This window comes from Paenibacillus glycanilyticus, from assembly GCF_023715145.1.
Lineage (GTDB): Bacteria > Bacillota > Bacilli > Paenibacillales > Paenibacillaceae > Pristimantibacillus > Pristimantibacillus glycanilyticus_A.
On the sequence record NZ_JAMBNP010000002.1, the window covers coordinates 836,335 to 861,435 of the forward strand.

At 49.0% G+C, this 25,101-nt stretch carries 23 protein-coding genes and 1 pseudogene; 14 read left to right on the forward strand and 10 right to left on the reverse strand.

The window, feature by feature from the left end; translation table 11 throughout:
- Positions 1-78 precede the first annotated feature (78 nt).
- On the forward strand, positions 79-399 hold the full coding sequence (locus M3194_RS09230) for a hypothetical protein (protein WP_251653114.1): 321 nt from the start codon (positions 79-81) through the stop codon (positions 397-399).
- A gap of 27 nt (positions 400-426) precedes the next feature.
- On the opposite strand, the gene M3194_RS09235 is transcribed toward M3194_RS09230, so the two are convergent.
- Both M3194_RS09235 and M3194_RS09240 read right to left on the reverse strand, forming a co-directional pair.
- Entirely contained in the window at positions 427-1,671 is a 1,245-nt protein-coding gene (locus M3194_RS09235) for an MFS transporter (protein ID WP_251653115.1), read from the reverse strand.
- Between the two features lie 9 nt (positions 1,672-1,680).
- Positions 1,681-2,133 (reverse strand): MarR family winged helix-turn-helix transcriptional regulator, encoded by a 453-nt coding sequence (locus M3194_RS09240; RefSeq protein ID WP_251653116.1) that lies wholly within the window; start codon positions 2,131-2,133, stop codon positions 1,681-1,683.
- A gap of 136 nt (positions 2,134-2,269) precedes the next feature.
- Here M3194_RS09240 and pdaA point away from each other — a divergent pair, with 136 nt between their 5' ends.
- A complete protein-coding gene (pdaA, locus tag M3194_RS09245) occupies positions 2,270-3,064 on the forward strand; it encodes a delta-lactam-biosynthetic de-N-acetylase (protein ID WP_251653117.1) in 795 nt (264 codons plus the stop codon).
- A gap of 3 nt (positions 3,065-3,067) precedes the next feature.
- Here the strand turns inward: pdaA and M3194_RS09250 are convergent, their stop codons facing one another.
- Entirely contained in the window at positions 3,068-4,162 is a 1,095-nt protein-coding gene (locus M3194_RS09250) for a branched-chain amino acid aminotransferase (RefSeq protein WP_251653118.1), read from the reverse strand.
- A gap of 116 nt (positions 4,163-4,278) precedes the next feature.
- On the opposite strand from M3194_RS09250, the gene M3194_RS09255 reads away from it, so the two are divergent.
- Positions 4,279-5,169, forward strand: a complete 891-nt coding sequence (locus tag M3194_RS09255; protein ID WP_251653119.1) for a LysR family transcriptional regulator — start codon at positions 4,279-4,281, stop codon at positions 5,167-5,169.
- Between the two features lie 37 nt (positions 5,170-5,206).
- Here the strand turns inward: M3194_RS09255 and greA are convergent, their stop codons facing one another.
- Entirely contained in the window at positions 5,207-5,683 is a 477-nt protein-coding gene (greA, locus tag M3194_RS09260; protein ID WP_251653120.1) for a transcription elongation factor GreA, read from the reverse strand.
- A 293-nt stretch (positions 5,684-5,976) separates the two neighbouring features.
- Here greA and M3194_RS09265 point away from each other — a divergent pair, with 293 nt between their 5' ends.
- Together M3194_RS09265 and M3194_RS09270 are read left to right on the forward strand one after the other, a co-directional pair.
- Complete coding sequence (locus M3194_RS09265) at positions 5,977-7,989, forward strand: methyl-accepting chemotaxis protein (protein WP_251653121.1); 2,013 nt, start codon at positions 5,977-5,979, stop codon at positions 7,987-7,989.
- Positions 7,990-8,077: 88 nt separating this feature from the next.
- The gene (locus M3194_RS09270; protein WP_251653122.1) at positions 8,078-8,500 is read left to right on the forward strand and encodes a VOC family protein; all 423 of its coding nucleotides are present in this window, start codon (positions 8,078-8,080) and stop codon (positions 8,498-8,500) included.
- Between the two features lie 71 nt (positions 8,501-8,571).
- Here the strand turns inward: M3194_RS09270 and M3194_RS09275 are convergent.
- Positions 8,572-9,106: pseudogene (locus tag M3194_RS09275) on the reverse strand (GNAT family N-acetyltransferase).
- Between the two features lie 127 nt (positions 9,107-9,233).
- Between M3194_RS09275 and M3194_RS09280 the strand changes: the two are divergent.
- The gene (locus tag M3194_RS09280) at positions 9,234-10,349 is read left to right on the forward strand and encodes a DNA alkylation repair protein (RefSeq protein WP_251653123.1); all 1,116 of its coding nucleotides are present in this window, start codon (positions 9,234-9,236) and stop codon (positions 10,347-10,349) included.
- 24 nt (positions 10,350-10,373) lie between these two features.
- On the opposite strand, the gene M3194_RS09285 is transcribed toward M3194_RS09280, so the two are convergent.
- Together M3194_RS09285 and M3194_RS09290 are read right to left on the reverse strand one after the other, a co-directional pair.
- Complete coding sequence (locus tag M3194_RS09285) at positions 10,374-10,883, reverse strand: GNAT family N-acetyltransferase (RefSeq protein WP_251653124.1); 510 nt, start codon at positions 10,881-10,883, stop codon at positions 10,374-10,376.
- Between the two features lie 26 nt (positions 10,884-10,909).
- Positions 10,910-11,341, reverse strand: coding sequence for a VOC family protein (locus tag M3194_RS09290; protein ID WP_251653125.1), 432 nt, complete (start codon positions 11,339-11,341; stop codon positions 10,910-10,912).
- 216 nt (positions 11,342-11,557) lie between these two features.
- Between M3194_RS09290 and M3194_RS09295 the strand changes: the two genes are divergently transcribed.
- The 7 genes from M3194_RS09295 (at position 11,558) to M3194_RS09325 (ending at position 19,654) form a co-directional block, all read left to right on the forward strand.
- On the forward strand, positions 11,558-11,839 hold the full coding sequence (locus M3194_RS09295; RefSeq protein WP_251653126.1) for a hypothetical protein: 282 nt from the start codon (positions 11,558-11,560) through the stop codon (positions 11,837-11,839).
- Positions 11,836-13,383 (forward strand): hypothetical protein, encoded by a 1,548-nt coding sequence (locus tag M3194_RS09300; RefSeq protein WP_251653127.1) that lies wholly within the window; start codon positions 11,836-11,838, stop codon positions 13,381-13,383. Before M3194_RS09295 ends, M3194_RS09300 begins: the two co-directional genes overlap by 4 nt.
- Positions 13,384-13,531: 148 nt before the next feature.
- Complete coding sequence (locus M3194_RS09305; RefSeq protein ID WP_251653128.1) at positions 13,532-14,797, forward strand: class I SAM-dependent methyltransferase; 1,266 nt, start codon at positions 13,532-13,534, stop codon at positions 14,795-14,797.
- A 2-nt stretch (positions 14,798-14,799) separates the two neighbouring features.
- The gene (locus M3194_RS09310; protein ID WP_251653129.1) at positions 14,800-17,385 is read left to right on the forward strand and encodes a metallophosphoesterase; all 2,586 of its coding nucleotides are present in this window, start codon (positions 14,800-14,802) and stop codon (positions 17,383-17,385) included.
- Positions 17,386-17,501: 116 nt separating this feature from the next.
- A complete protein-coding gene (locus M3194_RS31220; RefSeq protein WP_285889171.1) occupies positions 17,502-18,110 on the forward strand; it encodes a hypothetical protein in 609 nt (202 codons plus the stop codon).
- 73 nt (positions 18,111-18,183) lie between these two features.
- The gene (locus M3194_RS09320; protein WP_251653130.1) at positions 18,184-18,984 is read left to right on the forward strand and encodes an aminoglycoside adenylyltransferase domain-containing protein; all 801 of its coding nucleotides are present in this window, start codon (positions 18,184-18,186) and stop codon (positions 18,982-18,984) included.
- Complete coding sequence (locus tag M3194_RS09325) at positions 18,977-19,654, forward strand: HAD family hydrolase (protein ID WP_251653131.1); 678 nt, start codon at positions 18,977-18,979, stop codon at positions 19,652-19,654. Before M3194_RS09320 ends, M3194_RS09325 begins: the two co-directional genes overlap by 8 nt.
- 23 nt (positions 19,655-19,677) lie before the next feature.
- Here the strand turns inward: M3194_RS09325 and M3194_RS09330 are convergent, their stop codons facing one another.
- The 3 genes from M3194_RS09330 to M3194_RS09340 all read right to left on the reverse strand — a co-directional run bounded on the left by M3194_RS09330 (position 19,678) and on the right by M3194_RS09340 (position 24,625).
- Complete coding sequence (locus M3194_RS09330) at positions 19,678-20,295, reverse strand: hypothetical protein (RefSeq protein ID WP_251653132.1); 618 nt, start codon at positions 20,293-20,295, stop codon at positions 19,678-19,680.
- Between the two features lie 216 nt (positions 20,296-20,511).
- The gene (locus tag M3194_RS09335; RefSeq protein ID WP_251653133.1) at positions 20,512-20,982 is read right to left on the reverse strand and encodes a hypothetical protein; all 471 of its coding nucleotides are present in this window, start codon (positions 20,980-20,982) and stop codon (positions 20,512-20,514) included.
- Between the two features lie 166 nt (positions 20,983-21,148).
- Positions 21,149-24,625: a sugar-binding domain-containing protein gene (locus tag M3194_RS09340; protein WP_251653134.1), complete on the reverse strand. Its 3,477-nt coding sequence runs from the start codon at positions 24,623-24,625 to the stop codon at positions 21,149-21,151.
- A gap of 236 nt (positions 24,626-24,861) precedes the next feature.
- On the opposite strand from M3194_RS09340, the gene M3194_RS09345 reads away from it, so the two are divergent.
- The gene (locus M3194_RS09345; RefSeq protein ID WP_251653135.1) at positions 24,862-25,068 is read left to right on the forward strand and encodes a hypothetical protein; all 207 of its coding nucleotides are present in this window, start codon (positions 24,862-24,864) and stop codon (positions 25,066-25,068) included.
- The last annotated feature ends 33 nt before the right edge of the window (positions 25,069-25,101 follow it).

A 25,101-nucleotide genomic window follows, 5' to 3' on the forward strand; every position in this document is an offset into this window, starting at 1 on the left:
AACAGGAGAAGAAGGGGATTCGCACAAACGTATAGAATGCTGTAATTAGTAATTTTTATGTGATTGGAGCGCGAATCGATGAGTTCAATACTTGAACTAAAGAGGACAAGCCAATACTCAAATTGGCTGAGAAACTTTAGAGTGTTCTTTAATGGCATCGAGTACGAGAAAATCGCTAATGACGAAACGATCAGATATGAGCTGGTACCTGGGGAATATGAGCTATTTGTAAAGATAGACTGGTGCGGAAGCAATCGATATGATTTCACCATTGGGGAGAATGAAATCATCCAATTGGAGTGCGGATGCCCGATTATAGGCTGGAAGCTTTTCGTACAACCGTTCATTATGCCGTACTATATCTTCTTTAACACGAACAAGTATTTATATATCAAATAGAATAAGCCGGCTGCGCCGGCTTTTTTATCATGATCGGGAGGATACTGCCGTATTCTCACGGGCTGCTGCCGGTACGGATGCTTTGTTCTTCCTGCCTGCAAACAGGCTGACCAAATAAACAAGCATAAAGATCACCATCGCAACCGCGGCGTAGCGGTACATCACCGAGTAGCTTGTAGCTGAAGCGATGATGCCAAGCAGCATCGATCCGGCAGCTACGCCTAGGTCAATCGTATTGTAATATAAGCTGTTTGCGAAGCTGACTTGATGAGGCGCAGCCTCTCGCAGCATCCAAGCTTGCGTGGTGGGCTGAATCGCGCCAAAGCCAAATCCGTACAGCAAGGCTGACACGATAATTAAAGGAAGCGAGTGGGCATACGACAGGATGATCAGACTAGCAATAACGACAAGCGCTCCCGGGATAACAATCGGCATAGGACCGCGGCGGTCGAACAGCTTGCCGGAGATTGGACGAATAACAAATACCGTAAATACAATAAATAAGAAGAACAGGCCGATCTGGTCAATATGGTTCTGTGCGCCGTAGAGGGCGATAAAGCCAAGAATACCGCCGTAAGTAACGGACATTAATACATTAAGTAAAGCGGGGACCATCATCCGAGCGGCGGATGTTCCGGAAGAACGCTCACTTGCATTTGCAGCATTAGCCTTCTGCGACGAATCCGCATGATCCGGCTGCTTTGGAATACTGCGCGTAACAAGCAGTAACGGGATAATAAGAACGAGAGCAATCGTGCCGATCATGGCAAGAGAAGTAAACCCGAATTCCTTAATGACAGACAGGCCGATCATTGGACCAAGAGACATGGCAATACTTGTAGAGAGACCGAAGTAGCCGATCCCTTCGCCCGTTCTTTTCTTGGGAATAATCTGGGATACCAGGGTTGGGATAATCGTGCTTGTCATCCCGAAGCCAACGCCGAATATCGCGCGCAACACGAGCAACGATGTCATGGAGCCTGCGAACGGATAGAGAACAGTTGCGATTGCAGCCAATACCAATCCAACAAATAGGATGACATTGCGGTGAACCTTGCGAAGCAGCGCCGCCGTAACGAATCGGGTTACGATTGCCGCAAGGGCAAACAAGCTGGTCACAAGACTAAGCGCAAAGTTATTCGGATGAAATTGTTCTTTCGCATAAGTAGGAAATGGAGAGAGCAGCATCTGCAGGCTCAGGAACAGCAGCAAATAGCTGACCGTCAACGTTACAAAGGTCCGGCTCCAAAGTTTGTCTGGTTGTATGTTCATGATGGGTCATTACTCCTTTTCTTGCTCCAATAAGCTGGCGGTATGATCATTTAATCTCTTCAGCAGGCTTGTCATTTGCTCGTACTCCGCAGCGGACATGACCTGGGCGATTTCGGCAATCATGCCATATTCAATCGGCTCAATAGCATCCGCCGTTAATCGGCCTTGCTCGGTAATGTATACCTGGAACGAACGCCGGTCATGCTCGCTGGCACGCTTGGTAACGAAGCCTTTCGCCTCAAGCGAGTCGAGAATTCTTGTCGTTGTAGGCTTGTCCTTGCCGGCACGGTCCGCAATTTCCTTCTGAATCAAGCCGTCTTCCTCGCGTACGCGGAACAGCACCGCCCATTGCTCCGGGGTTAATCCGTATTCCTTAATGCGCGCAGCAAAGAAATTCGTCAGCTTCCGGTAAGTCGCTCCGAGCAGGAAACCGATCGAATGATCCAATCCTTTCTGATGCATTATTCATCACGCTCCAAATTAGTTGTCTTAACAACTATATGCCTAACAACTATTTTTGTCAAACCGAAAATATAGGATTGGAATGACATGAACAGGGGAAAATAAACGGACTACACATAGAGGAGAATAGCGAGGAATGAGAAAACAATCATCGTGGATCCATTCATTCTGGATCGCAGCCGTACTGTCTTTATTGATTGCCCAGCATCCGGCTGAGGCATTGCAGGGACCGTTTCATTTTGGGTTCAAGAAAAGCGTGGGCGGGCAGCTGCCTTCGATTAACGAAGAAGGCTTCAAGGATATCGTCATGAAGCATGGGGCGATTTTTCTTGGGGATACATCGAAAAAAGAGCTGTATCTGACCTTCGATAACGGCTACGAGAATGGGTATACGCCGAAGGTACTCGATGTGCTGAAGGAAAAGCAGGTGCCCGCGATTTTCTTCGTAACGGGACATTATGTGAAGGATCAGCCGGAGCTGGTTAAACGGATGGCAAGCGAGGGTCATCTGGTGGGGAACCACTCCTGGAGTCATCCGGATATGACTCAAATCTCCTCCCAGCAAATTCAAACGGAGCTGGAAAAGGTAAGGGAGCAGGTCAATGCGTTGACCGGTCAGCAGGCCATGACTTATTTGAGACCGCCAAGAGGCATCTTCAGCGATAATGTGCTTGCCGTAAGCAAGGAGTCGGGATATACGAATGTATTCTGGTCCGTTGCCTATAAGGATTGGGATGTTAACGCGCAAAAAGGAGCGGGCTTCGCCTTTAATCAAGTCGTCGCACAGCTTCACCCCGGAGCGGTTATCCTGCTTCATACCGTATCCAAAGATAATGCTGCCGCGCTCGGCTCAATAATTGACGAAGCCCGCAAGCAAGGCTATGAATTTAAAAGTCTTGACCAGATGACGGTCAAGACTTATGGAAATTAACTATTAACGCGAGATCAGATGCTCGGAAGGCTCCAGAACAACGGACCAGCCGAACGTATCCTCCACTGTGCCTCTTTGAATACCGGTCAGCGTGTCGTACAGCTTTTGCGACAGCTCGCCGGTATTTCCTTCGTTAATGACATACCGAGTTCCTTCCCAAGTCAATTCCCCGACCGGAGAAATAACGGCTGCCGTACCCGTACCAAACGCTTCAACAAGGCGGCCTTCCTGATGGGCAGTAATGACCTCGTCGATCGACAGCTGTCTTTCTTCAACAGGCACGTTCATATGCTTGAGAAGACGGATAATCGAATCACGCGTAATGCCGTCCAGGATACTGCCGTTCAGGGCAGGCGTTACCACAGTGCCGTCGATGTTGAAGAAGACGTTCATGCTGCCAACTTCCTCAATATATTTGCGGTGAACGCCGTCCAGCCACAGAACCTGGGAAGCGCCTTGCGCATAAGCCTCTTCCTGCGCTTTCAAGCTTGCCGCGTAGTTGCCCGCTGTTTTCGCATTGCCCACGCCGCCGCGGACAGCGCGAACGTACTGTGATTCCACGTGAATTTTTACAGGATGAATGCCTTCCGCGTAATACGAGCCTACCGGAGACATGATGATCATGAACATGTATTGCGTGGACGCATTAACGCCAAGCTGGGCTTCCGTCGCAATAACGAACGGACGCACATACAGGGAAGTTTCGGCATCGGACGGGATCCAATCGCGGTCAGTCAGAATAAGCTGCTTCAGTGCTTCAAGCGCCAGTTCCTCGTCCACTTGAGGAATGCTTAGACGCGCGTTGGAGCGGTTGAGACGCGCCATATTTTGCTCCGGACGGAACAGTCGGATTTTGCCATCACTGGTCAAGTAAGCTTTCAGGCCTTCAAAGATCGTCTGACCATAATGGAACACTTTAGCCGCGGGATCAAGCGAAATCGGCTGATAAGGCACAACGCGCGGGTTATACCAGCCAGTAGCCGCATCATAGTCCATGATGAACATATGATCCGTATAATACTTGCCAAATCCGAGCTCGGATGCTTTCGGTTTTTGTTTCTTGTTCGTAGAAAGTTCTATTGTGATGGTCTGATTCATCGTCTTTGATCTCTCCTTGTTGCTAGTTATAGTTGAATCGTACCATGACAGTCGATATATTTAAAGTATCTGTTTTATCGTGTACGCATACCGAAAAGGTATATTGGAGGCTGGTAATGGATATTCGACAGTTGAGGTACTTTTTGGCGATTGCCAAGGAAGGACAAATTACCCGGGCAGCAAAAGCGCTCAATATGGAGCAGCCTCCGCTTAGCCGTCAGCTAAAGCTGATGGAAGACGAGCTTGGCGTCACCTTGTTTGACCGGAGCGGGAAGGGGCTTACACTGACGCATGCCGGCGAACTGCTGCGGAACAAGGCGGAGAAGCTGCTGCAGGAATTTAATGAGACCATCCACGAGGTGAAGGAGCTTGATGCGGGACTTCACGGCACGCTGGCAATTGGCTCCGTTGTATCCTGTATTTCGCTGCTTCCGAAGCCCATAGAGCAATTCCGCAGGCTGTATCCGAATGTCACGTTCAAAATATGGGAAGGTGACCACTTCATCCTCGGTAGCCTGCTGGAGAAGAGGGATATTGAGCTGATCGTAGCGAGGCTCCCGTTTGAATCAACTCTACATACACAGCCATACTCCGTCCTGCCGCTTCCTTCTGACCCTTATGTTGCTGTCCTGCCGACTGGCTGGGTAAGCGACCCGGATAAAAACACGATGCTCATGTGCGAGCTTGCGGATATGCCGTTCCTGACCCTCAAGACGGACAAAACGATCGGGATGCATCACCGCGTGATGATTGAGGCGAGAGCGCATGGCTTCGAGCCGAGGGTCATCTGCGAATGCTCGAGCGTAGCCATTATCGTCGCTCTGGTGGCAGCCGGCATCGGGGCAACCGTATTTCCGAAGTCCGTAATGGCTTCCTTTCCGCTTCCGACCATAAAAATGCTCGCGATCTCGGATGCGGATTTTCAATCGGATGTCGGCATAATCTGGCTAAAGGACAGGTATCTGTCGAAGAGTGCCCGCAACTTCATCCGTTTGTTCGAAGAATGAAAAAAAGGATGCAGCATCGTATGCTGCATCCTATTCTTTACGAACTTGCTTTGATCTCAAGAAGCTCATATTTGATGACACCAATCGGCGCATCCACGCTAATCGTAGCTCCGACGGTTTTGCCCATAAGCGCTTGACCCATCGGGCTCTCGTAGGAGATCTTGTTCTCGAATACATCCGCTTCCGCCGGTCCAACCAGGCGGTATTCGATTTTCTCCGATACTTCAATGTCGTTCAGCACAACGATCGAGCCTACGCCTACTTTTGTTGTGTCTGCCGAATTGGATACGCGTGCCGTCTTCAGCATTTTCTCCAGCTGCGAAATACGCGTTTCCATAAAAGCCTGGTCATCCTTGGCCGAATGGTATTCGCTGTTTTCCTTCAGGTCGCCATAGCTGATGGCTACTTTCAGACGATGCGCCAATTCGGACCGTTTGACCGTCTTCAGCTCCTCCAGCTCATCCTCTAATTTCTTAAGACCTTCAGGGGTTAAAATAATTTCGTTTTTTGCCAAGCTCGACAACTCCTACCGTTGATATCATGTGATTCGCTTCCTACATCTTACACTATCCATTAGGGAAAAGAAACTTGGGCAAGGCGCCCAGCAAGAGTCTAAAACTAACAAATATCTAACTAAAAAGCAATCGAAAACTCAAATTTATAGTGTAGGATAAATCGTGCTGGCATCATGTAAAATTTTTACTTGGAATGATCTCGCGCAATATCCGGTAAGATCGCCGGACTTGCTTCCTTTAAGCTGAGGTCTTTTTGCCGCGCCGACATTCAAGAGAGGGTGCATAATTAGAAATGAAGAAGAGGTTCCAATTCACCAAGATTTTTCAGACGCGCAAAATTGCCCATCGTGTGTTGATCACGACGTTTGTTATTGCAATTGCGATTGTTGCGTCCATGTCTGCGGCATTATTTCTATCGAACTCTTCCTTGTTCAAAAGCCAGATCAAGAAGGATCTCGCTCTGCAGGCGGATGTCATTACAGCAAGAATGGATGAAGAGCTGCAGACGAAAGTGTCCAAGATCAACGCTCTTGCGGGCGTCGGACAATATTATGGCCAGGATGCGCAGAAGCATCTGGAGTTGATTCAGCATTTTATAAAAGAAAATCCGGAGTTAATGTCCCCCGGTTATTCCTTGGATATGACGGGCAAAAGCTTTGTCGTTGCGGCATCGGGCGACAAAATAGACGTATCGGAGAGGCCTTACTTCAAATCCTTGTCGGAGGGTAAGTTAACCGTAAGCGATCCTCTCGTGAATAAAGTAGACCCTTCCAAGGTATCGATCGTTATTGCGGCACCGCTTATGCAAAACGGCAAGGCTTACGGATTCTACATATTTGGTTATGAAATAAATGCGGCAGCGGCAATCGTTCGGGATACGAAGGTTGGCGAGACCGGGTATGCCATTCTGCTGGACAGCAACGGGCTTGTCGTCAGTCATCCCAGCTCGGATCTGGTCATGAAGAAAACGGTATACGACATGAACATGCCAGAAACGGTAAAAGCGTTTGAGCTGGCAAAGGAAGGTAAGGATACGAGCTATTCTTATACCTTTAACGGCGTGAAAAAAATCGGGTATGCTGAAGCGACGCGTAACGGTTATGTGATTCAATTGTCCATTTCCGAAGATGAAGCGATGCAGCCCGTTGCGAACATGCTTTGGAAAACAATTGCCGTTGCCCTGATCGTAACCCTGCTGGCGCTTGTCGCTACTTATTTCTCCGCAAACCAAATGGCGAAGCCGATCGTTTATATCTCGAATGTCATCAAAGTGCTCGCAAGCGGCGACTTAAGGCCAAGACTGGAAGTGAAGGCGAAAAACGAGCTTGGCCAGCTTGCAGGCAACATGAACGATATGCTGGATTCGTTCTCCGGCACCATTGGCAAAGTAAGCTCCGCCGCGGAACAGCTTGCCGCTTCCTCCGAGGAGCTGACCGCCGCATCCGTCGATTCCGTCGATATTTCAAGCCGCATCGGAGATGCGATACATAACGTTGCGACGGCCGGAGAGAATCAAATGATCTCTGCCGAGCAGACCTCGACCGCCATGGAAGAGATGGCATCGGGCGTGCAGCGGATTGCGGAATCTTCCTCCGTTGTCGCCGAAGCTTCGCAGACTTCGCTCGACGAGGTTCAGCTTGGCCAGGTTGCCGTCACGCATGCCGTTGAGCAAATGAAGCTAATCCATCATTCCGTAGGCAAATCCGCTGAAGAAGTTCGGGAGCTCGAGCTCAAATCGAACCAGATCGGCAATATCGTGTCCGTCATTCAGGAAATTACGAATCAGACGCAGCTGTTGTCGCTTAATGCCTCCATTGAAGCGGCCAGAGCAGGAGAGCATGGCAGAGGCTTTGCCGTTGTAGCCAATGAAGTGAAGAAGCTTGCCGAGCAGTCGGCTCAATCCGCCGCCGAGATTACAACGCTGATTAAGGAAGTCCAAGGCACGACCCTTCGTGCAGTACATGCGATGAATCAAGGCGTTGGCGATGTGGAGATTGGTTCCGAGCTCATTAACGAAGCGGGCGAGGTGTTTGGGCGCATGACGGCAACGTTCCAGGAAATCTCGAGTCAAATTCAGGAGGTATCGGCTGCATCGGAGCAAATGTCCGCGGGTACGGAAGAGGTTACGGCCTCCATGACCGAGATCGTAACGATGACGCAGTCTACGCATACCCATTCCCACAGCATCACGCAAGGCTCTCAGAAGCAGCTTGCTTCCATGAAGGATATTTCGGCATCGGCCGAGGATCTGAGCCATATGGCGCAGCATTTGCAGGAAGTGCTGTCGAAATTCAAGACAACTTAGAAGCTTTTGATTATTAAGGCCGAAAATGGTACAGTATGAAAGGATATCCATCCGCGATTTCATATTAATCCTACGAGGAGAGATCAAGATGTCAGTTGATGCTTATTTGAATTTTGATGGAAATTGCCGAGAAGCGGCGGAGTTTTATGCAGAAGTATTTGGTTTGGACAAGCCAAAGCTGATGACTTTTGGCGAAGTGCCTCCGCATCCGGATTACCCATTGCCCGAAGAAGCGAAAAACCTGATTATGCACACTCGTCTGAACATTGGCGGGAGCAACGTGATGTTCTCCGACGTATTCCCCGGCATGCCTTTTATTGTTGGCAACAACATTACGCTGGCTTACGTAGTGGATAACGAAGATCAAATTCGTTCCGCCTTTGATCAACTGAAAGTTGGCGGCACAATCGTGATGGAGCTGCAAGAGACGTTCTGGAGCAAATTGTACGGCCAAGTGACCGATAAATTCGGCATTCAATGGCAGTTCAACCTCGGAATGAGCGAATTCTAATAGTAATCTAACAAAAATAGCGGGAACCAGTCGTCTGTTAGGACAGACACTGGTTCCTTTTTTGTCATCGGTTAAGCGTGGTTTAGAAGGGAGTAGATATACGTATCATGCGGCGTATCGTTCTGAACCATATAATCCCGCAGAATTCCTTCTTGTTCAAATCCCATCTTCGCCAGTAATTGAGCGGAAGCTTTGTTCTCCGTAAAAACAACAGCGCCAATTCGATTAAGCCTGAGCTCATTAAATCCGTATTTAATCACCTGTGCTACGTACGGCTTCAGACGTATAACCCATTCTCCAATAATCGGGGTGGACTTCATAACCTAGTTCCGCCCGTCTGTGTTTGGGGGAGAGGAGATTAAATCCGATCGTTCCGATTAAACCGCCGGTTTCTTTTCTTTCGATTCCCCAACGTATCCCGCGTTTTTCTATGTAGCTTGCGGAGAAGAAATCAATAAGGGCTTGTGCCTGGCCGACCTGCTCAAAAGGTTCTTGTCCGTAATAACGCGTAACATGCGCATTCGAGAAACAAGCAAAGACGTCATGAACATCATCGCTGGTCAATTCTCTCAAGAGCAGCCGGTTTGTTTCTAAGACAGGAAACATGCTTTTCCCCCTCTGTACAGCGAATAGTTAACCCAAATGAAGTGTATCACACTTTGCAAAACAGGAACAAATGTTCTATAATAATCGTATGACTACGACTAAGAGATTATCGAAGAGAGGTACTCCTTTGGCTGAGCCGTTAAAAGATATGTATGATGAGGCCTTCCTGCGGCAATTCGCGGATAAAGTGCTGGCCGTATACCCGGCGTTTAATCAAGAAGCTTTTGTATCCGACGTATTAAATGATGAATGGGAACAATTACAGCTGAAAGGGAGAATCCGGCAAATCTCCACTGTTCTTGGCAGGCATTTGCCGTCAGACTATATGGGAGCCCTTGATGTCCTATATGCGATATGTGAGCAATGCAGCGGATTCCCGTATTTGTTCTTCCCCGATTTCGTAGAGGTGTATGGCGGCGCCGAGGAGCATTGGGAGTTATCCATGCAGGCGCTGGAGAGATTTACGACGAAATCATCGGCCGAGTTCGCCGTGCGCGTGTTTCTGATCCGGGATCCCGAGCGGATGATGCGCCAGATGCTGGCATGGGCCAGTCATCCGAATGAGCATGTGCGAAGATTGGCAAGCGAAGGCTGCAGGCCGCGTCTACCCTGGGGACAAGCTCTTCCCGTATTTAAGCGGGACCCTTCGCCGCTTCTTCCCGTGCTGGAGTTGTTAAAGGAAGACCCATCCTTGTACGTCCGCAAGAGCGTCGCAAATAATCTGAACGATATTGCCAAGGATCATCCGGATGTGGTGTTACAAATAGCGCGCCGCTGGCAGGGACATCACGCTTATACGGATTGGATTATCCGCCATGCTTGCCGCAATCTGGTCCGTCAAGCAAATCCGGAGGCACTGGCGATTTTTGGTTATGCGATGTCGGAGGATTCCGCTCCGATTGTCATCTCTGCGGATCTTCAGGCCAGGCCGTCCGCCCTGGAGATCGGGGATAGCTGCAGACTGGAATATGCCATTCAGGTCCAGGAGGGAGAGCCGCTGCATATTCGGATCGAGTACGGAATAGATTTCGTGAAATCCGGAGGCAAGACGTCCCGCAAATTGTTCCTGCTATCGGACAAAACCGTTCCGGGTGGCTCGTCGTTATCGGGCAGCAGAGTCCACCGGTTCGCAGATTTATCCACCCGCCGCCATTATGCGGGAGAGCATCGTATCGTGTTAATGGTAAACGGTGTGGAAGTCGCAAATACGGCAATTGACCTGCGTGCAGCAGCTTCGGAATAGAAGGAGAAGAGCTATGCTATGGCCTTAGGCCTTGGCATAGCTCTTTATTTCGAATTGGTAGAAGGCTGCAGGGTACGTCTCCATTGCAAGTCTCTCTCGGACCAGCGTGAATCCATGCTGCTCGTAAAATTGCCGGAGAGAGGTTCGGTCTGCTGCACAATCCAGCTTCAGATAACGTTTATGCAAGGCGTGTGCGGCATTCTTGGCATAGGCAAGCATGTTGCCGGATAAACCGGTTTTGGAATATTCCCTTCTAATGCACAGCTTGTGAAGATACAGGGCATCGTTCAGATGATCCTCCGGCCAGAAGAAGCTGTCCTCTTCCTGCAAAATCATGACGGCAGCGATTTCTCCGTCAATAAAAGCCCCGTAAAAGTTGTCAAGGGTCAGACCATCCATCAGAAGATGCGCTTGGAGGTCGGATTCATCCCACATCGGAATTTTGTTAGCGGCAATCCATTTTGCTCCTTCGGTCAGAACATGAATAAAAGGTTCCAGCTCGGAATCTCGAATGCTTCGAATAGTAATTTCCATTAGGGTTAACCTCTTCCGGCATGATTTTAAAAGGAAATCATTCCGCCCCGTTCATCAAATACGGCAGTAGGATTCCACGCGACTTCCCACAAATTATTTTCCGGATCCGCGAAATACGCCGTACGGCCTCCCCAGAAAGCATCGCTTGGCTCGCGGAAGATTGTTCCGCCAATCTCAGAGATTTGTTCGATGACAGAGTCTACTTGCGAAGGCTCGTCTACATTAATGGCATAAGAAACGGCTCGGTAGGCTTGTTTGTCCTGCGTGAAAGTTACTCCGGCATCCTTGGCTAATTCCTCAATCGGGAATAAAGACAAAATGACGCCTGCCGTCAGAAAGGCAGCATAGTTATCTGAGCTGGTCTCCGTTTCTTTCCACCCTAACTTCTGGTAGAAAGCACGAAGCGAAGGCAAATCATAAGCTCCAATCGTTATCAGGCTAACTCGTTGAGGAATCATTGGGAGGACCTCCTAATCAGAATGATCAAGCTTTGGACTCTTAAATGGAATATGGCTCCAATTATATCTCCTCGGATTTTGCAGTGGCAATAGGGAAATCCGATCAAACAGTTATGTTAAAAAGCTTTACTACGTAAATATATAGGTGGTAGACACAGGAGCGTTCGTTACGTTAAGCCTTGATATGTTCAAGATGTGCGGGGAGGTGAGAATTTTTTGAAACGCCGAAAGACAAGCAGAGGCGGTTCGGGAACCTCGAGAACGAACAAAGACAAAATAAAAGGCTTTGGTGAAGAGACAGGTACGGTTCTGCTGTTGCTCCAAGAACTAAGGGCTATTATTCCTTATGTGCTGCAAGAAGGTGCACCTGAGCAGGTTATGGCGCTTTTTCGTGAGATTACAGGCAAACTGTTGGAAATATCGGAAGACTCGAGAATAAAAAACGCGAATAAAGCCCGGCTCGAAGCCCGATTAGAACGACAGGCGCTACTGGTGTGACGGGAGTTACTGGAGTAGGGGCAACTGGAGCCATAGGTGCGACAGGAGCGACGGGCGAGACGGGAGCAACGGGTGCAACAGGACCAACGGGAGCAACAGGTGCAACAGGAGCGACGGGAGCAACGGGAGCTACAGGTGCTACAGGTGCTACAGGAGCAACGGGAGCTACAGGTGCTACAGGTGCTACAGGAGCAACGGGAGCAACAGGAGCCACGGGTGCAACAGGAGCGACCGGGGTAACAGGAGCGACGGGTGCAACGGGAGTAACAGGAGCAACGGGTGCAACAGGAGCGACGGGCGAGACAGGAGCCACAGGAGCCACGGGAGCAACGGGAGCAACAGGGGCAACGGGAGAGACTGGTGCAACAGGAGCGACGGGAGCCACAGGAGTGACAGGAGAGACCGGGGCAACAGGATCGACGGGAGCAACGGGAGCTACAGGTGCTACAGGTGCTACAGGAGCAACGGGAGCTACAGGTGCTACAGGTGCTACAGGAGCAACGGGAGCAACAGGAGCCACGGGTGCAACAGGAGCAACGGGCGTAACAGGAGCAACGGGTGCGACAGGAGCAACGGGCGTAACAGGAGCAACGGGTGCAACGGGCGTAACAGGAGCAACGGGTGCAACAGGACCAACGGGAGCAACGGGAGCAACAGGAGCGACGGGAGCAACGGGAGCAACCGGGGTAACAGGAGCGACGGGAGAGACCGGTACAACGGGAGCGATGGGTGCAACAGGAGAGACTGGTGCAACAGGATCGACGGGAGCGACGGGAGCCACAGGAGTGACAGGAGAGACCGGGGCAACAGGATCGACGGGTGCAACAGGAGTGACGGGCGAGACAGGAGCCACAGGAGCCACAGGAGCCACAGGAGCAACGGGAGCGACGGGCGAGACAGGAGCCACAGGAGCAACGGGAGCAACGGGAGCAACCGGGGTAACAGGAGCGACGGGCGAGACAGGAGCAACGGGAGCCACGGGAGCCACAGGAGCTACGGGTGCCACGGGAGCGACTGGTGCAACGGGAGCGACGGGGGCAACCGGTGCTACGGGGCCAAATATATTGGCTGAAGGGTTCTCGGGATTTATAGGTACGCTCAATTTAGCGGCTAGTCAGCAGCTAACCAATTGGTCGACGGCTGCTCCATATTTTCCAAGCGCGAGCTTTAATGCGGCTACAGGGAATTATACGGTTCCCGCTACGGGCAGATACGAGATTTTGGCTACGATTAACTACTCGACTACCGCGGCCATAACGTTATCGCTAGGAGCAGGCGTCAATCCGGCCTTTGCCGTTCAGCGGACTTCTCCTACGGCAACAATACTTATCAGCGGATTATTCCCTCTCCTCAACATCAATGTAACCCTTCTAAACTTAAGGGCGATCCTGGGCAACGGAACCGTTACCTTATCCGGGGATGTTACCTTAAACGCTGGAGATGTGGTCGGGTTGTTTTATAACGCTGATGGTCTAGCCATTTCATTGATATTAGGCGGGGCCAACTCCGGAGGTATTGTATGGAGCATGCACCGCATAACGTAAATTTGAAAAAGCAGCAACAGGACTAACATCCAAAGTGCTACTTTTTTTGTCCAGTTTAGCTTTATCGTAATACTTTTGCCATGTTCGTACATGGGGATATATGTGAAAATCCGGTTATAAGTCGTTGATGAAAAGGGGATGAACCAGAATGGCAATCATGCAGTTAAAATCCACAAATCCGAAATTCTCTTATTTGATAAAGAAAAATCCAGGTGCCGGCATGCAAATTCGATCCATTCGAAAAGGAATTGCTTACGGCTGGTATACCGAAGACTTGGCTTACAGCATCTACTTCAAGGATGCAGATAACGAGGTTTCCTATAAAGAAAATGAGCAGGAGCAATTCGAATATTTGAATGTTTCCCGTTATAATACACAACTCTTTCCCTTAAATGCGATAAATGAATTTTTCTCTGCTCCCTATAAAACCCGCCATGAGCAAGATACGGAGGGATATGAGCATAGCTTCCATATCAACATGATCCATGTGGAATGGATCCGTTATATCGATCTTTTCGAGAAGCATATGAGGGATTGCCGATTCGAGCGCCAGCTTTTATCCAGCAAGAGCTATTCGCTAACGATTACAACGGAAAATAGCCTCTATCATCTGCTTCATGTGGTTAGCGTACTATGCTTATTCCTTGCGATGTCCGGCAACGAGTATACCGATATTAACGATGAGGTCCTGGACAAATACATTTCCAGCATTCAAGTAATTGATGCTCCCTTCTACATTCGCAGCATGTTCGCAAGAAGCTTCCTGACATCCAAGACGAAATTCTGGAAGTATAAAAAGGCTCTGGAGAGCACGGACCGATATGCTATTGATTTCGAATTTGGCGGAACGGCGTTCCAGAGAAGAAATTACATCGGCAGTTCCCTGAAATTTGATAAGTCTGTTGTGGATATCGGCTGCGGGGAAGGCTTTTATGCTATCCCGTTCGCGAAAAAGACAGAGGGCAGCTATTATGCAATCGATATTAACGAGGAATTGCTTGAGATTGTAGGAAGAAAAGCTGGCGCGAAAGAGATCGACAATATTGCGCTCTACCGGTCCGTTGCCCATTTTCTCGAGGAGTACAACGGAGAACGGGTCGACATTATCTTGACCGAAGTAATCGAGCATATGAGCGAGGAAGAAGCGAAGCGATTCATCCAAATGATCTGTACCCATATCGATTTTGACCAATTTATCATTACGACGCCTAATGCCGACTTTAATTCCTATTACGAGCTCCAGCACATGAGACATGACGATCATAAATGGGAGATGGGGCAAGAGGAGTTTCGGCAATGGTTTGCGGATGTAATGGTAGAGGTTAAATGGGATGTTGAATTTATCGCGATTGGGGATGGCGTGAACAGCATCCGAACAACACAAGGCGTTATTTTGAAGAGAAAGGGAGCCTGACCATGGAAATCTTAACAAAAATGCATACCATCTTTCTGATGGTTGGTTCGACGGAATGCGGGAAGTCAACGTTTGCCAATGAGATCTTAATACCCGGCCTGCAGTTCCAAGATAAGGAAAGGGGCGTTAAATCCAATATTCAATATTTGTCTTCCGATGCCATTCGGCAGGAAGTACTGGGCTTTGACTATGACAAGTATGACCGGATTATGATGGAGGCAAGCGATCAGGCGTTTCAATTGTTGTTTGCCAAGCTGAAGCTCGTGACCTCATTCCCTGTCAATGCGGAGTTTGTCATTGTAGATACAACGGGATTGGCCGATGATTTCCGCGCAAAGGTAAGGGATATTGCGCATATGAACAATTACAATGTTGAAGTTATTCTATTCGACTACAGAAACCGTGCCGATTACTACGCCTCCGAGCGATCCAAGAAGCTGATTACCGCGCATATCAATCGTCTCAAAACAGAGGTTCTGCGATCCTTATCCAAAGAAGGCTATTCCGCTGTCCATAAGATCAGGGCGAAGGACTTCTACTGCGCAGCGGAAAAGAAAGCCAATCAGGATTACCGAGTTACGATTGAGAATTTGAATGAATATCTAACAACCGCGCTGCCTGACCGGCACAAGTATATTGTTGTGGGCGACATTCACGAGTGTCTGGATACGTTCAAAAGCCTGCTGCTCAGCCATGGCTATCAGATTGAAGGAAACACGCTAACTCCAACGGACCGCGTGAAAAATACGAAAATCGTGCTTGTTGGAGACTGGATTGATAAAGGGAAACAAACCAGGGAAACGATACAGTTTCTGTATGCGAATCAGGAGCATTTCTATTTTGTGCTGGGCAATCACGAGAACTTCGTCCATAAATATTTGAAAGGGGATGTGCATGGCGTTGACGAGGAGCTGCTGCATACGTACTTTGATTCTACTCAGGTATTGGCAAATGATCCCGAATTGCTTAAGCAATTTCATCAGCTGGTAGCCGTTTCGAAACCGTTCTACCGTTCTGTCGGGACAACCGGAGCTTCCTTTTATGTTACTCATGCCCCATGCCGTAACAAATATATCGGCAAGCTGGATGCGAATTCGGTCCGTCATCAACGGAATTTCCGAATGGACCGCGAGTTGGACTTAGAGCCCCAGTTAGCCTTCCTGGAGGAAGACGCGGTGAGCAATTACCCGTTCCACGTATTCGGACATGTTGCGGCCAAGAATGCTTTCCGGATAAAAAATAAAGTCCATGTGGATTCGGGCTGCGTTCACGGTAACGCTCTGACTTCCGTGAGCCTATCCTTTAAACCTTTCTTCAAATCCCAAGCTTCCGAGCAGGCTTATATGACAGAGGAACTCAAGCCATTATTTGTTTCGGAGCGAAAAGTAGCGATTCAGGATTTGGGTGAAGATGAGATGCGCCGCCTCCGTTACGCCAGCCGTAACAAGATCAACTATATTTCAGGGACGATGGCCCCGGCAGATAAGGATGATGCGGCTGGCCAGCTGGAATCCATCGGAAAAGGCTTGCAATATTATGCGGACCGGGGCGTGAAGGAAGTTGTTTTGCAGCCGAAATATATGGGTTCAAGATGCAATATTTATCTCTATCCAAATGCGGAACAATGCTTTGCAATTAGCCGTAACGGCTACAAAATCAACAAAGTAGATTTAACCGGAATCTATTCCGATCTGCTTGGCAAATTCGGTAGCTACATGAAAGAAAACGATATCGAAATGCTTCTGCTTGACGGCGAGCTTCTCCCGTGGGAAGCCATGGGAGAGGGGCTCATTAAGCGGCAGTTCAAGCCTATTGAAAAGGCGCTGGAGTCCGAGCTGGCTTTTTTACGGAAGAACGGATTTGAAGCCGCTTTTCGCCAATTAACGGATGAGTATCGCGAAAGCGGATTCGAACAGGATCAATATCGCATGCCAAAGGCGGGTCTAAGCGAAAAATACGGCTCATCAACGTATCAGAACTATAAATATCTGCATTCAGTTATCGACGCTTACATGCCATTAGAGGTTCATCAGCAGGCATACGAGACTTATAAACAGCAGATGGAGCTTTACGCGGAGGCTGGCGAGCTTGCTTATAAACCGTTCGCTTTGCTGAAAATCATCTACGCTACAGGACAAGAAGAGATCCCCAGCGGAAGAACCTCCGAGATGTACCGCTTCCTCTCCAATGACGAGTTCTTGTTAATTGATTTGAATGATGCGGAGGCAGTTCTTCAGGCGGAAAACTTCTTCTCCAAGCTGACGGTGGAGCAGAAGATGGAAGGGGTTGTCATCAAGCCTGAAAGCATGCAGGAAAACGTTGTTCCGTTCATTAAGGTTCGTAATGCCGAATATTTATCCATCGTTTACGGGTATGATTACCGGTTCCCTCATAAATACAAAAAGCTGATGAAGCAAAAGAATGTCAGCCAGAAGCTCCGTACTTCGGCCAAGGAATATCGGATCGGCCGGCAAATGCTCGCAATCCCGTATGTTGAAATATCGCCGGAAAACGCACGCTACAAAGAAGTCGCGGCAAGTCTGTTGTTTGAAGTGGCCAAGGAGAAGGAGATGGATCCAAGGCTATAGGATGGAGCATAGCCTAAAGCGCACCCAGGCGGGTGCGTTTTCTATTTCTAATGTACAGACAAGCTGCCTTTCCCATTTATATAATTTAGTAGTAAATGATAGAAGGGTGAAGCGACATGAGCGATGGATTAACGGGTTATACGGGACTTACGGGGATGACAGGCCCTCCAGGGCCGCAAGGTATTCAAGGTCCGCCGGGACCAACCGGCTTAACTGGAAAAACGGGCGCAACAGGTCCGGCTGGACCGACGGGCCCAACGGGGTTAACCGGATTAACAGGACCAAGAGGACCGCAGGGGATACCCGGCCCGTTTGGGAGTCCTTTTACTAGCTTTGGAGATGCGGGAGTCTCGGAGGTTAAGCTGGTGGCTGGTGAACCGCTTGAGGTTACAGTCATGTATGAATGGGAGAATGCAGATCTGGAGGACGGCTCCCTTGTTGTTCCTGATGCAGGCTTATATCTCCTGTCGTACTCCGTTAACGTTACGGTGCCGCCGGTATCGGAAGTGACTTTTATTCTGGCCGTAAACGGAGAGTTCATAGACAAAACAAGAGGACGACTGGCCAATGGGGAAAATAACGATATTATTACGGTTGGAGTGAGCAGAACGCATGTATTGACGCTGCCGGGGAACTCCGCTATAGCTTTAACCGTCGAGAGTATAACCGGCAGCATTGCAGCGTTCGAGCCGGTTATTACGGTTATCAAGCTTAGAGAAGCTTAAAGGATTTCCAGTATTTTATAATTAGCTCGCTTGTGCTATTCTCTTGTTATCATGCACGATAAGGATGAAGCAGATGGCGGTGCCTGAAATAGCGCAAGAGATTACGGATCATTACCTGGCCAGAATCCAGAAAGAATTGCCTGACATTTTGACAGCCTTCTATCTGTTTGGATCGGTATCGCTCGACGCCTTTCAGGAAGGATTAAGCGATTTGGATTTTGCGGCTGTTACAAGTCGGAAGCTTACGAATCAGGAAGTGCGGATTTTGGAGCTGATTCATCATGATCTGGAGATCAGCTTCTCGAAAATCAGCATGGACGGCAGATATGTATGGGCGGTAGATTGGGAGAACCTGGGAGACATGGCCTGCCCTTATTATTACTTTAATGGCGGCAAGCTTGTTGGCGTTGAACAATTGTATAAAGATTCCGTGGATGCCTTTCAAATCAAACAATACGGTATTCCCATTCTTGGCCGCGATCCCCGTACCTACAGCTATTTGGTTGATTGGAGCGTATTAACCAGGAACATGAAATCCAATCTCGAGCATTATTGGCTGAATTGGAAAAGAAAAGCGGAGAAGTTTCCATCCAAGCCTTATTTCGGGATGTTCTTTAAAGGCTGGATGATCGAGTGGGGAGTACTAGGCGTCTCCCGTATCTATTATTCGATAAGGGAACAAGACCTGACCTCGAAGACGGGAGCAGGTCACTATGCTTTGCAGCATGTCCCGAAGCGATGGCACCGTATCTTGCGGGAATCCATTAATCTGCGTGACGGTACCCGAAAATCCCTGTATCGATCTGCCATCAGGCGCAGACAGGATGCCTTAGCCTATATGGACTACATGATTAAGGAGTGTTTGAATGAATAAGATTACTGCCATCATCTTTGACCTGGACCAAACTTTATTGGATAAACATGAATCCTTAATCCGCTTCGCAAATCATCAGTATGAGGCTTATGCGCTGGAAGCTTTCCGTATAGACAGAGAGGATTTTGTTCAGAAGTTTACTGAAATGAATCATGTCGTCCGGCCGAAGGAAGAGGTATATAAGGAGCTAATCGAGATTTTCGGCATCGACAGCTCTCTGCTTGCCGTTATGCTCGAGGATCTGAACCGGAACTTTTCGGACTATGCCATCGGCTATCCGGGCCTCGTAACCATGCTGAGCGAGCTAAGAGATGCCTCGTTCAAATTGGGAATGATCACGAACGGAAGGGCCTTTTATCAACGGAGCAAAATCCGTGCTTTGGGGATCGAGAGTTATTTTGACGATATTGTCATTTCGGAAGCGGTTGGTTTAAGAAAACCCGATCCCGCCATATTTCAATTATCCTTGTCTAATCTGAAGCTGGCTGCAGACCAGGCTGTATTTGTTGGAGACAATCTGAAGGCAGATATCATGCCGGCAAAAGAGCTTGGGATGAGAACCATATGGAAGCAAAGGGGAACCGGCCATGAGCATGCGGATATGGTCTGCGATGATTTGTCAGCGCTTCCTGAGCTGATTCAACATTTGATGCAAACAAAAACCGGGTAACACATGCGTGTTCCCGGTTTTTTCTATGCCTTCGGCTTATTGGCAGCCAAGAACTTATCCATCTCTTCGCGGTTCTCATTGTCATCGGAAGGCACCGTGTTCGTTACACCCCAATAATCCCGCTGGACCGTATCTTTGTTAGGGAATGCATATAAGTCCAGATCGTGCAAAATACGGTGCATGAAGCGAAGCGCTTCCGGATCATGCTTCTCTCGGGCGATATTGGCAAGAGCGGTTAAGTTGTTCATATCGATCTGCAAGCCTTGAACGCCTGTCAGAGTTTTTCCGATTTCTTCGTAATTTTTCGTATCGAACACTTCTGTCGCCAGGAACTCATCCCAGGCCGTATCCATTTCGGCCTTGAAATTATCCAGGCCGCCGCCAGTTACCTTGAGATCAAAGGCAGCGTGATATTCCTTTATTTTGGCTATCGCTTTGCCTTCTGCGGAATCCGCGGCAAAATCCACCTTCGGAACCTGAAGAGGCTGACCCTTTACGGTTGAATCTGTTGCTGTATCGGACGCTTCAGTCTTGTCTCCATCCCCCATGGCTTTAAGAACATAATTAGCGCCAATGGCACCAGCTCCGCAAATGAGAACAAAAGCGATAGCAGCGCCAATGAGATTTTCTTTAACTCGCAATGTATAAATCCTCCTTAGCTGACTGTGTCGATTGTAACGTTTAGTGTACCAAAATATGATCTCGTATGGAAATATACCGAAGTGTCCAATCCTTCTGCCCGTCAAGCCAAAATATCGGCTCCGAAATAGGCCATAAGAGCGATAAAGAAGGAAATGATCATAGTGACGATGCCGCCTAGCTTGCAGGTGAAGTAATAAAAATCGCTCGGCTCCGCATCAGCGGAATAAACGGAACAACCTTATGTGATGGTAATTGGAGTAAGCCGCCTTTACCAGCATGTCAGGCGTATACAGCTCTTCATTGCTGCCTAGTATTCGTTCTCCATTCGAGTAAGCCATTACGCTTGCGTAGACAGGTTCGCCATTGTCATCGAATTGATAAATATCCCCGGCAATATCCTGAACGGTATACACTTTACCGGTGGGGTAGCTAAGCTTATATTCCTTGATACCGCCCCCGTCAATTCTTGTAATCACATAATCGGCTGCCTGGATGGTTACAATCCGGTCCAAACCGTTCAGCTGCACCTCGATAGGCGGTCCGCTCCAACTGCGATAAGTAATGACATTCCCCTGTTTGCTATCGAAGGAGTATGTTTTGTTGTTCACTTCGAATATATGCTTCGTAAAGTACGGCCAGGATAAGACGGTCACAATGACTAGCAGGGCAAGCACTTTATATGTCAAACGGCGTGTGGATGGCTACTGGCTTTTGAACCAAGTGATCATAGAAATAATCTTCCCATCTTCCTGATTTATACAATTGTACGTATTTTTTACGGGATGGTTGCGGTGAGCTTGCGATAAAAAGGGAGGACCTCAGCTATCCGCTGAGGTCCGTTTGCTTGATGAGTTAGGATTCCGGGTAAAACCGGAATGATTTGAAGTTAAATTGACTGCCCGGCAAGAAGATGAAGGTGACCGTCCGGAGACCGGTAATACGCTCCAATGCGTACTCTCTATCGCAATAGTCTTCCGAGTATGCAAACTCTACAAGCTGCTTCGCATCGCCGTCAGGTCCGCTGAACAAGACATGAATCGTATTGTTGTCGATTGGGGATTGACCGCAAATAACAAGCTTGCTGGTACCTGTAACCCCGAAGTCCATATCCCGGAACACCAGCGAGACGTTGTTGCCGATGTTCTCAATCGCCGTACCCGTCAAAGTATACGTATCCCCGTAAATCTGATTGTTCTCCAGTGCCTCCAGATGTTCGAATGCCCGGATGGCTTTCTTGAACTGGAAACCCTTCAGATGGATTTTCCGCTGCAGGACAAAGCTCAGCGATGTTATTCCTTTGAGACGCCGAGGCAGGCGGTAGGTTTCCTCCTGATAGACATTCCATTTGGTTGGCTTTTGATAGGTTAATTGCGTAAGCAAGGAAGCAGTTGGCTCGCCCGGAACGCCTTCCCAGACCGCAATAGTGAAGCGCTCGCTGTCAAGTGAGAAGATCGGTAACGTGATCTCGTCTGTCCCGTAACTTCCGAAGTCAATAGGTTCAAAGCAAATCCAGCTCTCTTCGTCTCTGCTTGTCGCCACGCCACGTTCGTTGCCGTTGGTCAGATTGCGGCTGTTCTCGCTGTGGTAGCCCGCAGACACAAATTCATAGGGATTAAGAAAGGCTTGACCAATTCCGTCAATCCGAAATTCCATCAAGGAGTACTGTTGTATGTTGTCCGAGCCGTTTCGGGTTGCGCAGCGGATATAGAAATCGCCGTCGCTTAAAGCGGATACTTGTGCTTGATGACCGGCTGCTTGAAGACTCGCGATATTCGCATCCACTCCGGCTGCGTTCGTTACCCGCCATTCAACCTCTTGATAAGTGGCATTGCTTGGATGAATGACGACTTGAACGGGCACGCTGCGATTATCCGATGATAAGGCATGACCCTCGGGACAAATAATCTCCAGCTTGCGCACGGGAATTTCATCGGACACCGGAGATGCAGCCGCGGTCGCAAATGCAGCCTGCCTTGGCGCATAAGAATAAAGAGTATACTCATCGCCTGTTGCTGCTGGAGCGGGCGGGACAGAAGTGAGCGTTACTTCGCCTGTTGTTAAGCCTTTGGATAAGCCGCGGACAATAATGGCTCCGCTCTCCAGCGTTGGTGCAATGACAGCCAAAAGCTTGCCGCTGAACAGGCGGCGGTTCGTGCCCTTGTACGAATCGTAATCGGTGCTGTCTCCGTTATCGAGTCCAACGAGCCGTCCGGGGCCTTCAACGGTGACATGGATGCGATTGCTCGCGTTCGCTACGCGAAGTCCGTCTTGGTCAAGAGCCGAGATCTCGATAAAGATCAGATCCGAGCCGTCTGCCGTGAAGGTTGTTTTATCCGGAGACAGATGGACAACGGCAGCATCTCCAAAGGAGGATTGAATATCCGTTGCTATCGCTTTGCCGGATTCATCGTATGCAACGGCCCGAAGCACGCCTTTGGCATACGGGATCTGCCATTCGCCAAGCAGCTGCTGGCCATGGGCATGATCAATGTCATACGTTCCTAGGGAGTTATCATTGAAGAAAAGCTCAATCCTTGGCGCATTCGAGCAAACGCGAACATCGATGAGCTGTCCTTCGGAAAAATCCCAATACGGGAAAATATGGACCATCGGCCGCGCTATATAATCCGTCCACTCCGCTTGGTAAATGTAGAAGGCATCCTTTTTGAAGCCGGCTGTATCGATCTGTCCGAAGTAAGAGTTTTTTGTATGATAAGGCGTCGGCTCGCCAATATAGTCAAAGCCGGTCCACAGAAATTGTCCAAGCGAGAAGGCGGAATCGCGGTCTGCAATGATGCAGGCTTCCGTGCTTCTCGCCCCCCAGCTGGTAGAGCTGTTGCCAAGCGATGAGCATTGCTCATCGTCATCCGCGAGGACGGATTGGGCGAGGGGGAAGTGATAGATGCCGCGGCTTTGTACCGTCGAGCAGGTCTCGCTGCCATAGATGAACCAATCCGGATGCTCCTCATGATGCTGCCGATAATACTTGTCTCCATAGTTATAGCCCGCGAATTTCACCAGCTCGGCGCATTTCTGAGCATTCTCCCAAGGCATATAGTTGGAGCCGATCGTTACGACGGCGTTGCGCTTCGGATCATGGTCATGCACCTTATCCCTGAGCCGGGCGGTCAGGATCTGACCGCGTTCATCAGCATGCGTATCATAGATTTCATTGCCGATGCTCCACATCAGCATGCTTGGATGATTGCGATCTCTGCGTACCCAGCTGGCAATATCTCTTTCCCACCAGTCCTCATAAAATCTGGCGAAATCATAAGGCGTCTTCGACCGCTCCCACATGTCGTACGCTTCGGAGACAATAAGCACGCCCATCTCGTCGGCCAGCTCCATCAGTTCAACGGCCGGCATATTATGGGCGGTGCGAATCGCATTGACGCCCATCTCCTGGAGGAGGGCAATTTGTCTTCTTAGAGCCGTTTTATTAACGGCAGCACCAAGGGAGCCAAGGTCATGATGCTGGCATACCCCTTGAAGCTTGACGTGGCGGCCGTTCAGGAAGAAGCCTTTTTCCGCATCAAAGTCAAAGGTGCGGAACCCGAAGGTCTGCTGCTCGCGATCGATAACCTCTCCACCTCGGATAAGCTCGGTTTGGAGCTTATAGCAGTTAGGCTGTTCAATATCCCAAAGCAGGGGATGAGGAACGGCAAGAACCTGATTAAAGGTTACGGTTGTGCCGTGTTCCGACTGCACAATGGCTTCGGTCTGCCCTATGGCAGCTGCGCTGGAATCCAGAATCGTATGGCGAAGCTTATATTCCGATGATGGGCCGCCTTGGGAGAAAACAACCTCGGTATCGATATCAACCGACCAGGTATCACCGCTGTTCTTGTTGGCTGAAATATAAATTCCGTCGGATGCCAGATAGGTATCCGTTGAGGTAAGCAGCCATACAGAACGGTATATGCCCGCGCCAGAGTACCAGCGGGAGTTAGGAGATTGATGAATGACCTGGACAAGGATTTCATTATCGCCGGCTGCTAGATAGGATGTCATATCAATCTCAAAGGTGGAGTAGCCGTTTTTCCAAGCACCGGCAGCACGACCGTTCACGTAGATCGTCGAGTTCATGTAAACGCCTTCAAATCGCAGCGCAATTCGAGTGTTCGAGTTAAGCTCGGCAACTTTAATCGTTTTGCGGTACCAGCCTACGCTGTTCTCATAAAGGTTGTTGGAATCATAGATTAGCCAATCATGCGGCAGGGTTACGGGCGACCAATCAACAGGATCTTCTATAATGGAATCGAGCTCCGTACCAAGCGGATGCTTGGAGAAATACCAGTCATTATTGAGCTTTTGTTTCTTGCTCATGGGAGAACTCCTTTCGGTCTTGGGATTCTAATTCGATAGTGGCATTCGATGATCTGGAGCGCAATGAAAAACAAAAAGAAGTAATATATTTGAAGGAAGTCATTTAATTCTCAAAGTAAATTTCAAGCAGATGATAGAATGGTATAATACTTAATGTTGCTTTAAAATTAATCAATAAGCCCCATTTTTGTATAACTATTGGAAGAACTCCGATGACAGAAGGGGAGATGAGAAATATGACTTCCATTCGATTGCTCTTATTGCATGCGAAAATTGCCCAGCAGGTTGTGGCTGTGCTCACAAGCGACGGGAAATGGTGGAGCGGGAAGGTTGAGAAGATTGAGGATTACCATGTGCAGCTGCGACTGGAGACGAACATCCTGATTCATGTGCCTATCGCCGTGATCGAGGAAGTAAGCAATCCCAAGCAGGCCAGCCGTTAATATTGTGCATGAAATGTCGGATAGGCAGGATCG